General features: G+C 71.0%; 7 protein-coding genes and 1 tRNA gene. 7 read left to right on the forward strand and 1 reads right to left on the reverse strand.

The annotated features are described in order from the left end of the window. Window positions 1–925: 925 nt before the first annotated feature. From dnaN to gyrA, 5 genes are all read left to right on the forward strand, one after another. Window positions 926–2,086, forward strand: coding sequence for a DNA polymerase III subunit beta (dnaN, locus tag AB1460_RS23370; RefSeq protein WP_368964111.1), 1,161 nt, complete (start codon window positions 926–928; stop codon window positions 2,084–2,086). A gap of 1 nt (window position 2,087) precedes the next feature. Further along, complete coding sequence (gene recF / locus AB1460_RS23375) at window positions 2,088–3,557, forward strand: DNA replication/repair protein RecF (RefSeq protein WP_368964113.1); 1,470 nt, start codon at window positions 2,088–2,090, stop codon at window positions 3,555–3,557. Window positions 3,558–3,612: 55 nt separating this feature from the next. After that, window positions 3,613–4,218, forward strand: a complete 606-nt coding sequence (locus tag AB1460_RS23380) for a DUF721 domain-containing protein (RefSeq protein ID WP_420497348.1) — start codon at window positions 3,613–3,615, stop codon at window positions 4,216–4,218. 283 nt (window positions 4,219–4,501) lie between these two features. Continuing rightward, on the forward strand, window positions 4,502–6,619 hold the full coding sequence (gene gyrB, locus AB1460_RS23385; protein ID WP_368964115.1) for a DNA topoisomerase (ATP-hydrolyzing) subunit B: 2,118 nt from the start codon (window positions 4,502–4,504) through the stop codon (window positions 6,617–6,619). A 195-nt stretch (window positions 6,620–6,814) separates the two neighbouring features. After that, window positions 6,815–9,328 carry a DNA gyrase subunit A gene (gene gyrA, locus AB1460_RS23390; RefSeq protein WP_368964117.1) on the forward strand — a complete coding sequence of 838 codons (2,514 nt, stop codon included), beginning with the start codon at window positions 6,815–6,817 and terminating at the stop codon, window positions 9,326–9,328. 120 nt (window positions 9,329–9,448) lie between these two features. On the opposite strand, the gene AB1460_RS23395 is transcribed toward gyrA, so the two are convergent. Beyond that, window positions 9,449–9,883 (reverse strand): hypothetical protein, encoded by a 435-nt coding sequence (locus AB1460_RS23395; RefSeq protein ID WP_368964119.1) that lies wholly within the window; start codon window positions 9,881–9,883, stop codon window positions 9,449–9,451. A 73-nt stretch (window positions 9,884–9,956) separates the two neighbouring features. On the opposite strand from AB1460_RS23395, the gene AB1460_RS23400 reads away from it, so the two are divergent. Together AB1460_RS23400 and AB1460_RS23405 are read left to right on the forward strand one after the other, a co-directional pair. Next, window positions 9,957–11,123 (forward strand): DUF3566 domain-containing protein, encoded by a 1,167-nt coding sequence (locus AB1460_RS23400; protein WP_368964120.1) that lies wholly within the window; start codon window positions 9,957–9,959, stop codon window positions 11,121–11,123. Between the two features lie 73 nt (window positions 11,124–11,196). Then, a tRNA-Ile gene (locus AB1460_RS23405) sits at window positions 11,197–11,270 on the forward strand. Window positions 11,271–11,452: the final 182 nt, after the last annotated feature.

Raw genomic sequence — 11,452 nt, forward strand, 5'->3', positions numbered from 1 at the left:
GCGCATCGGGTGTACCTGTCGAACGGGAACTCGTGCCATCTTCCGGCCCTGACCGAGAGGCCACTAGTGGTATTTGCCCACAGGGTGTGGAGAAGGCTGTGGATAAGTCGCCATTCTCGGCGCGAGACGGCTGATGGTGGTCAATGTCGGTTGATGCCGGTCGTCCCGGGCTGCCGGGCGTGCCCCGAAACCGCGAATCAGTGGCCCCGTGGCCTGTGGGTAGCCGGTGGATGAAGGTGTGCACAGCCTGTGTGCATCTGGGGGGGTGCTGTGGAATCGATCAAGCCCTGGGGATAAGCCCCTTGATCATCCACATCGTCGCCCCCAGGATGCGCACAGGCCCATAGGTGCTCTGAGCTGGGAAGACGCCAGTTTTCCACAGTTTCCACAGCCCCTACTACTACTACGAAGGAGATCTTCTTCAGGAGAGAAAAAACGCGAAGCAGTAGGGCCTGGGGACAAGTGCCAAAAACGATCTTGGTGTGGTCCACGAGCTCCGAGCGGCCCGTCTGCCCACACCGCACCGACCCACCCGCCTGAACGCGTCGTCCCCCCCGGGGCCTCTCGGCAAACGCGTTCGCGCACACGCGTCATGAACGTGCAGGAGCCGGCGCGTCACAGGGCGGGGCCCGGGCCGCGTGCTGGGCCTGGGTGGTCGGCGACGCAGCCGGACACCACGGCACCGCCGTTCAGGCCGCCCGGATCGGTGTGCCACCCTCGGAACACAGACCACTCGTCGCACGCCCGGCCGGCTCTGAGATGCTGGATCGGGTCAGGCCCGGCATCGTGGCCGTTCGTCCGTCCCGGTTGGCCGGGGCGTGGCATCGGCGGTGGCGGCCGGTTCCTGCGCGGCTCTACCGGTGATGTCAGGTTCCGCGGCTCGCCGCAGGCAACGGCGGACGTGGAACGACGGGAGGACATGCCCATGAAGTTCCGGGTGGAACGGGACGAATTCACCGATGCGGTGGCCTGGACGGCACGCACCCTGCCGAGCCGGGCGACCACCCAGCTGCAGGTGCTGGCCGGCCTGCTGCTCGACGCCACCGGCCCGGCGCTCAAGGTCGCCGCGTTCGACTACGAGGTGGCCGCCCAGGGCGAGGTCGACGCGACGGTCACCGAGGAGGGCCGCGGCCTGGTCAACGGCAAGATGCTGGCGGACATCACCCGCTCGCTGCCCGCGGCCCCGGTCGATGTCAGCGTCGACGGCACCCGCCTCGTCGTCGCCTGTGGCAACGCCAGGTTCGCGCTGCCGATGCTGCCCGTCGACGACTACCCGACCCTGCCGCCGATGCCGGAGATCACCGGCCACATCGAGGGCGCCGCGTTCGGCAGCGCCGTCGCACAGGTCGCAGTGGCAGCGGGCCGGGACGACACCCTCCCGGTCCTCACCGGCGTCCGGGTGGAGATCGAGGGCGACACGCTCACCCTCGCCGCCACCGACCGGTACCGGCTCGCGGTACGCACCCTCAAGTGGCGCCCGGCGTCGCCGGATGCGTCCGGCGTCGCTCTCGTTCCGGCCCGCACGCTGCTCGACACCGCCAAGTCGCTGTCGGGGGCTGGCGTGGAGGTCGCCATCGCGCTGGGAACGGGCCCGTCGGGCGAGACCCTCGCCGGCTTCGCCGGGAACACCCGGCAGACCACGACCCGGTTGCTGGAGGGCACCTTCCCGCCCTACCGCAAGCTGCTGCCCGACAGCTCGCCGCTGATCGCACAGCTGGAGATCTCCCCCCTGACCGAGGCCGTCAAGCGGGTGGCCCTCGTCGCCCCCCGCACCGCCCCGGTGCAGCTGACCTTCACCCCCGACAATCTCGTGCTGGAGGCCGGCACCGGTGGTGAGGCGCAGGCGTCCGAGACCCTGCCGGTGACCTACGACGGCCCCGAGCTCACCGTGGCGTTCAACCCCGCCTACCTGCTTGACGCCCTCGGCGCCCTGGAGTCCGACATCGTGCGGATCGGGTTCGCCAGCGACGAGGACGCGGCCCTGGCCGCGAACAAGCCCGCGATCCTCACCGGCAAGGGCGGCGACGACCAGACAGAGATCCCCGACTACCGCTATCTGCTGATGCCGATTCGTCTCAACGGGTGACGTGCATCTCACGCACCTGTCCCTGACGGATTTCCGCTCCTACCCGCGGCTCGATCTGCTGCTGGAGCCCGGGGTCACCGCGTTCGTGGGAGCGAACGGGCAGGGAAAGACGAACCTGATCGAGGCGATCGGATTCGTTGCCACTCTGGGTAGTCACCGGGTCGCAAACGACGCTCCTCTCGTGCGGGAGGGATGTTCAGAGGCCGTGGTCCGCTCCCGGATCGTCCGCGGCGACCGGGCGGCGCTCGTCGAGATCCAGATCATGCCCGGGAAGGCGAACCGGGTCCGGCTGAACCGGGCCCCGTTGCCGCGGGCACGTGACGTCGCCGGGTTGCTCGCCACAGTCCTGTTCGCACCAGAGGACCTGGCTCTCGTCAAGGGAGATCCGGCCGAGCGGCGGCGGTTCCTCGATGAGCTGCTCGTGGCCCGCTCACCGCGGATGGCCGCTGTCCAGGCGGACTACGACCGGGTGCTGAAACAGCGGTCGGCGCTGTTGCGGACCGCCGGCGCCGCCCGGCGTGCCGGTAGCCGGGGCGACCTGCGCACCCTGGAAGTCTGGGACAGACACCTCGCTGATCACGGGGCGGAGCTGCTCGCGGCCCGCCTGGCACTTGTCGAGGAGCTCCGGCCGAGGGTGCGCAGCGCCTACGCAGCGGTCGCCGGGGAGGACTCGCCCACGGATCTCGCCTACCGTTCGAGCGTTCCCGGCACCCCCCGGCCCGCACTCGACGCACCCGACGAGGCGGCGGCCACTGTCCTGTCGAGCGGCGGCGTCGCCGGGAGCAGCACCGGGCGCCACCACGCAGCGGGCGATCGCCCAGCCGGCAACGACACAGCCGACGGATCCTCCGTGAGGTCATCGGCCTCGTCCGGGGAGCCGGCCCCGGACGAGGCCGCGCCGCGGGACACTCCGGTCGCCCCGGCGGTGGGCGCTGGCGCGGATGCCTTGAACGACGCGAGGCCGGGTGCCGTGTCCGGCGCGGGTGGGGCGGGCGGAACAGACGGAGACAGAACGAGTGGAACGGGTGGAGTCGGTGGAGCGGCCCGGCGGGCCGCGGACGCCAGTACGCGGGCCGGCCTCGCCGAGGCCATCCTGGCCGGGCTCGCCGAGGTCCGCTCGCAGGAGATCGAACGCGGGGTCACCCTGGTCGGGCCGCACCGCGACGACCTGCTGCTCTCGGTGAAGGGACGTCCCGCCCGGGGATATGCGAGCCACGGCGAGTCGTGGTCGTTGGCGCTCGCGCTGCGGCTGGCGTCGTTCGAGCTGCTTCGCGCGGATGACCGGGAACCGGTGCTGCTGCTGGACGATGTGTTCGCCGAGCTCGACGCGCGGCGCCGGGCGCGGCTCGGGACCCTCGTCGCGCAGGCCGAGCAGGTACTCGTCACCGCGGCCGTCGGTGCGGACGTGCCCGCCGAGCTGGCCGGCACCCGGTTCGAGGTGGCTGCCGGCGAGGTGCGACGTGTCGGCTGACGACGACGCCGGGCCCGCCGGGTCCGCCGCGCGCGGTGCCGACCTCGCTCGCGAGATGCTGGCGCGCGCGAAGCGGGACGCACGGGCCCGCGATCAGAACAGGTTCGGCCCGCGACAGGGCCGTGCCTCCGGCGCCGCTGTCGGTTCCGATTCCGGTTCCGATTCCGTTGACGGCGACGGCACCGGGGACGCCGGCGGAGGTCACGGTTACGGCTCGCGGCGCGGCCGCCGGGGCCAGGAGCGCCCCGGTGATCCGCCGCCACGGCCACGGCTACCGGGGATCGCGCCACCGGGCCGGGAGTGGCGGACGCCGATGGCGTTGGGCTCCGCCGTCGCGCGGCTGGTGGCGGAGCGCGGCTGGCAGACCCAGGCGACGGATGCCTCGGTGCTGGCGCGGTGGGATGTCCTCGTCGGACCGGACATCGCCGCGCACTGCACGCCGGTCTCGCTGCGTGACGGCGAGCTGGAGCTGGTCGCCGAATCGACGGCGTGGGCAACCCAGCTGCGCATGCTGTCGCGGCAGATCCTCGGGATCCTGCGTCGCGAGCTGGGTCCGCACGTCGTCCGGCATATCACGGTGCGTGGTCCGGCCGCTCCTTCCTGGAGTCGTGGGGGCATGTCAACGCCGGGCGGGCGCGGGCCGCGGGACACGTACGGATGACATTCCGGCTCCCGGGCCGCCTCCCGAGAGCGGGCCCGGTATCGCCCCGGGCGGGCGCTGCGGACCTGATCGGGAGCAGTGTCCGGATCGTCCCGATGGCGCCACCGGCCGGTCGCCCGTCGCAGACGGACGCAAGGCCACGGCCGGTGTGGAGCCGGTAGGGGGCCACACCCGCCCGGAATTCGGGGCCCAGCGCACAGCTGAGAGGGCACCTTGCGTCCGTTACGGCGGGTTGCCGGGTAGACTGAGGAGTACTTCCGTCCAGAACGAGGGGACCTGCCGCGTGGCCTACGACGCTAGTTCGATCAAGGTTCTCGAGGGTCTCGACGCGGTACGCAAGCGCCCGGGTATGTACATCGGCTCCACCGGGGAGCGGGGCCTGCACCACCTTGTCTACGAGGTTGTGGACAACGCGGTGGACGAGGCGCTCGCTGGCTACTGCGACACGATCACCGTGACCCTGCTGGCCGACGGCGGCGTTCGCGTCACGGACAACGGCCGTGGCATCCCGGTGGGCGTGCACCCTGTCAAGAAGATTCCCACGGTGGAGCTCGTGCTCACCACCCTGCACGCCGGTGGAAAGTTCGACGGCAAGTCCTACGCGGTTTCCGGCGGTCTGCACGGCGTCGGCGTCAGCGTCGTGAACGCGCTGTCGACCCGGCTCGACGTCGCGATCGAGCGGGAGGGCCACTCCTGGTTCCAGCCCTATGCGGGCTCCCGTCCCGCGGCACCGCTGGCGAAAACAGGAACCTCGAAGAAGACCGGCACGACGATCACGTTCTGGGCCGACCCGACGATTTTCGAGACCACCACGTACAAGTACGAGACGCTCTTCCGCCGCCTGCAGGAAATGGCCTTCCTGAACAAGGGTCTCTCCATCACGTTGCGTGACGAGCGAGGCCCGGCGGCGAAGGACCCGGCCAGGGCCGCGAAGGCGGTGGCGGCCGCCGCGGCGGCGGACGGCGCGGACGGCTCTCCGGGTGACGTGGAGGCCGACGCCTCCGGAGCGGCTGTCGAGGTCGCGGCAGCCGTCGACGGTTCCGCGGCGGCGGAGGCGGAGGCGGAGGCGGAGGCGCTCGAGGCCGCCGAGCCGACCGAGGTCACCTTCAAGTACGACAACGGGCTGGTCGACTTCGTCGGTCACCTGAACGCGACCAAGGAGGCCATCCACCGCAGCGTGATCTCCCTCGAGGCCCAGGGCACGGGCATCGAGGCGGAGCTGGCGATGCAGTGGAACGGCGGCTACAACGAGTCGGTCTACACCTTCGCGAACACGATCAACACCCATGAGGGCGGAACCCACGAAGAGGGTTTCCGGGCCGCGCTCACCAGCGCGGTGAACGCCTACGCGAAGGACCAGAACCTGCTCAAGCCGGTGAAGGCCGGTTCGAAGAACTCCGACGAGCGGCTGTCCGGCGACGACATCCGTGAGGGTCTCACCGCCATCATCTCGGTGAAACTCGCACAGCCCCAGTTCGAGGGCCAGACGAAGACGAAGCTCGGCAACACCGAGGCGAAGAAGTTCGTCCAGGAGATGTGCTACGCCGCGCTGAAGGACTGGTTCGAGGTCAACCGGACCGAGGCCCGCGCGATCGTCAGCAAGGCACTCGACGCGCAGCGGGCCCGGATCGCCGCCCGCCAGGCCCGCGACCTCACCCGGCGCAAGGGCCTGCTCGGCGGTACCGGCCTGCCCGGCAAGCTGTCCGACTGCCAGTACACCGACCCGGAGCGCTGCGAGCTCTACATCGTCGAGGGTGACTCGGCCGGCGGCTCCGCGAAGGGCGGCCGGGACTCCAAGTTCCAGGCCATCCTGCCGCTGCGCGGGAAGATCCTCAACGTGGAGAAGGCCCGGATCGACAGGGTTCTGAAGAACACCGAGGTCCAGGCGCTCATCCAGGCCCTGGGCTGCGGCATCCACGACGACTTCGACATCGCCAAGCTGCGCTACCACAAGATCGTGCTGATGGCGGACGCCGACGTCGACGGCCAGCACATCCGCACCCTGCTGCTCACCCTGATCTTCCGGTTCATGCGCCCGCTGGTCGAGGCCGGGCACGTCTTCCTGGCCCAGCCCCCGCTCTACAAGATCAAGTGGGGGCGTGAGGACTGGGAGTACGCCTACTCCGACCGGGAGCGTGACGGTCTGCTCGAGCAGGGCGTCGAGGCCGGGCGCAAGCTGCCCAAGGACGCCATCCAGCGGTTCAAGGGCCTCGGTGAGATGAACGCCACCGAGCTCTGGGACACCACCATGGACCCGGACAAGCGGATTCTGCTTCAGGTGACGCTGGACGACGCCGCCGTCGCCGACGAGCTGTTCTCCGTCCTGATGGGCGAGGACGTCGACGCGCGGCGCAGCTTCATCCAGCGCAACGCGAAGGACGTGCGCTTCCTGGACATCTGAGCCAGCCCCCGTCGGGTCGGATCCGGGCTGACCGGGCCGACCGACCCGGCCCGGCGGGCGATCTGGCGTTCCCGATCCCGGCGGACCCGCGAGTGAGCGGCCCGCGGATGGCAGGGCCCGGACCGGGCCACCCCCGCGACCCGGCGCCCGGCCCGCCCCCGCCGACTCATCGCTCCCACTGCCTGGAAGGACCCCGTGGTCGACGTCCTACCCCCGCCCCCCGGCGACCGCATCGAACCCATCGGCATCGAAGTCGAGATGCAGCGGTCGTACCTCGACTACGCCATGTCCGTCATCGTCGGCCGTGCTCTGCCGGAGGTGCGTGACGGGCTCAAGCCCGTGCACCGCAGGGTCCTGTACGCCATGTACGACGGCGGATACCGGCCGGACCGGGGGTACTTCAAGTGCTCCCGCGTCGTCGGTGACGTCATGGGTAACTACCACCCGCACGGCGACACGGCGATCTACGACACCCTGGTCCGCCTCGCTCAGCCGTGGTCGCTGCGGTACCCGCTGGTCGACGGTAACGGCAACTTCGGCTCGCCGGGCAACGACCCGCCGGCCGCGATGCGGTACACCGAGGCCCGGATGGCGCCGCTGGCCATGGAGATGCTGCGCGACATCGACCAGGAGACTGTCGACTTCGCACCGAACTACGACGGCCGCTCGTCCGAGCCGCTGGTCCTGCCCAGCCGCTTCCCGAACCTGCTCGTCAACGGTGCCGGCGGCATCGCCGTCGGCATGGCGACCAACATTCCGCCGCACAACCTGGTGGAGGTCGCCAAGGGCGTGCGGTGGGCGCTGGACCACCCGGACGCCACGCCCGAGGAGCTCCTCGAGGCTCTCCTTGGCCTCATCAAGGGTCCGGACTTCCCGACCCACGGCCTGATCGTCGGCCGCAACGGCATCGAGGACGCCTACCGCACCGGCCGGGGCAGCATCCGGATGCGCGCGGTGGTCAACGTCGAGGAGAACAAGGGCCGCACCCAGCTCGTCGTCACCGAGCTGCCCTACCAGGTCAACCCGGACAACCTCGCCGAGAAGATCGCCGAGCTCGTCCGCGACAACAAGATCACCGGCATCTCGGACGTCCGCGACGAGACGTCCGCCCGGATCGGGCAGCGGCTCGTCATCGACCTCAAGCGTGACGCCGTCGCCAAGGTCGTGCTGAACAACCTGTACAAGCACACCCAGCTGCAGGACACGTTCGGCGTCAACATGCTGGCGATCGTCGACGGGGTGCCCCGCACCCTGCGGCTCGACCAGATCATCTCGTACTACGTCGAGCACCAGATCGAGGTCATCGTCCGGCGCACGCGCTACCAGCTGCGCAAGGCGCGCGAGCGGCTGCACGTCCTGGACGGTCTGCTCATCGCGCTGGACCACCTGGACGAGGTCATCACCCTCATCCGCAACGCAGAGTCGGCGGACGCCGCCCGCGGCCAGCTGATGGAACGGTTCTCCCTCTCGGAGATCCAGGCCATCGCGATCCTGGACATGCAGCTGCGCCGGCTGGCCGCCCTGGAACGCCAGCGGATCACCGACGAGGCCGCCGAGCTGCGGGCCCGGGTCTCCGAACTGGAAGCGATCCTCGCATCGCCGCCCCGGCAGCGCGAGATCATCGGTCAGGAGCTGGCCGAGGTCGTCGAGAAGTTCGGCGACGAGCGACGTACCCGTCTCGTGCCCTTCGAGGGCGACATGTCCGTCGAGGACCTCATCGCCCGCGAGGACGTCGTCGTCACCGTCACCCGCGGCGGCTACGCCAAGCGCACCAAGACCGACCTGTACCGCTCGCAGAAGCGCGGCGGCAAGGGCGTGATGGGCGCGACGCTGCGCGAGGACGACATCGTCGAGCACTTCTTCGTCACCACGACCCACCACTGGTTGCTCTTCTTCACCAACAAGGGTCGGGTCTACCGGGCGAAGGCGCATGAACTGCCCGAACAGGCACGCAGTGCCAAGGGGCAGCACGTCGCCAACATCCTCGCGTTCAGCCAGGACGAGCGGATCGCCGAGGTGATGGCGATCCAGGACTACCAGGCCGCGCCGTACCTGGTGCTCGCCACCAAGCGCGGGCTGTGCAAGAAGACCGCGCTGACCGACTTCGACTCCAACCGGGCCGGCGGCCTGGTCGCCATCAACCTGCGCGACGACGACGAGCTGATCTCGGCCCGCCTGGTCGCTCCCGGTGACGATCTGCTGCTGGTCAGCCGCAACGCCCAGTCCATCCGCTTCCACGCCGACGACGAGCAGCTCCGGCCGATGGGCCGGGCGACCTCCGGCGTGATCGGCATGCGGTTCGACGAGGCGGACGAGCTGCTCTCCATGGACGTCGTCGTGCCGGAGAGCACCGCGGACCTGCTGGTCGCGACCAGCGGCGGCTACGCGAAGCGGACCCCGCTCGCGGAGTACCCCGTCCAGGGCAGGGGCGGCAAGGGAGTCCTCACCGCCAAGATCGTCTCCACCCGGGGCGGACTGGTCGGAGCGCTCGTCGTGGCACCCGACGACCAGCTTTACGCCATCACATCCAATGGCGGTGTGTTGCGTACCGTAGCCAAGGATGTCCGCCGGGCACAACGGCAGACGATGGGCGTACGTCTCATCGACCTGGAGGCCGGTGTGCAGGTGGTGGGTGTGGCGCGCAATGCTGATGCCAACGACGGTGACGGAACCGACGAGACCGTGGGGCCGGACGGGGCGGCCTCCTAGTCTCGGCGATCTGGCGGGCCCAGACGGCCACGTCGCGCCTCGCCGGTGGAACGCCAGGACCACTGGGCGAGAATGCCCACGTGCGACCAGGAGTGGACGGGGAGTATCCGTGAGCGACAGTCAGAATGACCGGCCCGTCCGGTCGGCCGTCCACCGCGCATCCCCGGGCCGCCCGGAGTCACCCGTGAGCGGCGGCCGGCCGGACGACCCCGACCAGACGCGGCGGCCGGACGGCACCGGGTCCGCGGGCCCCGGCGAACCCCGCGCGACGGGCACCGACGGCACGCCGGGGAAGGCCGGAGTGGGGAAGGCCGACCCGGCCGAGGCACCCGCGCCGGGATCGGCCGCGCGGAGCTCCTCGCGGCCGTCCGCCGCCGCCTTGCCGCCGAAGCCGGCCACGCCGTCCTCCTCGGGCGCGTCACCGGCATCCGCGTCCACCCCCGCCGCCGCGCCGGCCTCGGCACCGACGAGATCGGGCTCGCGTGGCGCGGGCGGCGGCAAGGGGAGCGGCGGCGCGGCTGCGGACGGCGGCAGTCCCTTCTTCCAGCGCGGCAAGTCATCCCCGGGCTCCGGTACGGCCGCGGGTTCCGGTACGGCCGCGAGCTCTGGTACGGGTTCCGGCACCTCGGTGGTGGCGAAGACGCCCGGTGGCGGCCCGGCCGTTTCGGGCCCCGCGCCCGCGGGCAAGGGAGGCGCAACCGACCGCCCGGCCCCCGCCCCCCGCGGCAGCGACACCGATCGCGGCAGCGGGGCACGGCCTGCCCCGACCAGAACATCCTCCCGTGACACCGACCCCGCACCCGCCGCCGGCGCTGCCCGGAAGCCGGCCGACGCCAGGCGCCGGACCGGCGCCGAGCCAGCCACCGCAACCGCCACCGGTCAGGGTGGCACCCGGGCGGGCGGAACCGACACGACAAGAAAGCACGATGCGCAGACCACCGTCACGACCCCGGCGGCCCGCCCCGGCGCGCCCGCGGACCGGCCCCGGGACACCGACACGATCTCCCTGGTGCGCCCGAACCTGTCGAAACGCGGGACAGCTTCCCCCACGGGGTCGGGCGCCGCGGACGTGAGGAACCCCACCGACCGGGCAGCCGTCACCGAACGCATGCCCGTCGAACGCCGGCCCACCCCCGAACCGACCCGGGTCGGCGCCGGCTCAGCCGCCACCCGGCCCGTCCCGGCCGACCGCACCGCCCCCTACGACCGCCCAGGCGCGTCGCCCGGCGGACCACCGCCGTCAGGTGGCCTCGGCCCTAACGGGCTCTCCACCGAGCCGCTGGGGCCCACCGGCGCCCCCGGTTCCGCCCGTCCCGGCCCGCTCGGCCCCCCCGGGCCCCAGAGCGGGCCGCGTGGCGCCCAGCGCGGCGGCCACGACGGCTTCGAACCCCTCCGCGGCGACCAGCCCGACCAGGGCCAGCGACGCGGCCCCGCCGGCAGCCGGCGCGCCCGGCTGCGGCTCTCCCGCGTCGAACCGCTGTCCGTCACCAGGCTGTCGTTCGCGTTCTCTCTGTGTGTCTTCCTCATCCTGATCGTCGCCGTGGCGGTGCTCTGGTTCGTCCTCAACTCCATCGGCGTCTTCGACAGCGTCACCGACGCGGCCGACACGCTGACCGACGGCACCAACACCGACGTGTCCGGCTGGCTGTCCTTCGGCCGCGCGATGCAGATCAGCCTCCTCGTCGGCGCGATCAACGTGGTGCTGATGACGGCCCTGGCCACCCTCGGAGCGCTCCTCTACAACCTCTGCGCCGACATGATCGGCGGCCTCGAGGTCACCTTGAGCGACCAGTAGCGGATCAAGCCGCAACCAGGGTGGCGGCGGCCGTCCCACACCCGCCGCCATCCTGTACTCTCATCACCAGCAAGGACCTATAGCTCAGTCGGTTAGAGCGCTTCCCTGATAAGGAAGAGGCCGGTGGTTCAAGTCCACCTAGGTCCACGCGATCGGCTTTGCGTGTTCGCTCCCTTTGGGGAGCTCCCGGGCTCCCGCGGGATTTTGTCGGGGGGTGACCCCCCGAGCCCCCCAGGCGGCGGGCGGGGGTCTGTGGTTTCTGTGGTTGGTCCATGGGTGTGGTGGGTTGGGTCTTTTCCTGGCGCTTATACACATCTCCGAGCCCACAG

This window comes from Parafrankia sp. FMc2 (genome assembly GCF_041008525.1).
Taxonomy (GTDB): Bacteria; Actinomycetota; Actinomycetes; order Frankiales; family Frankiaceae; genus Parafrankia.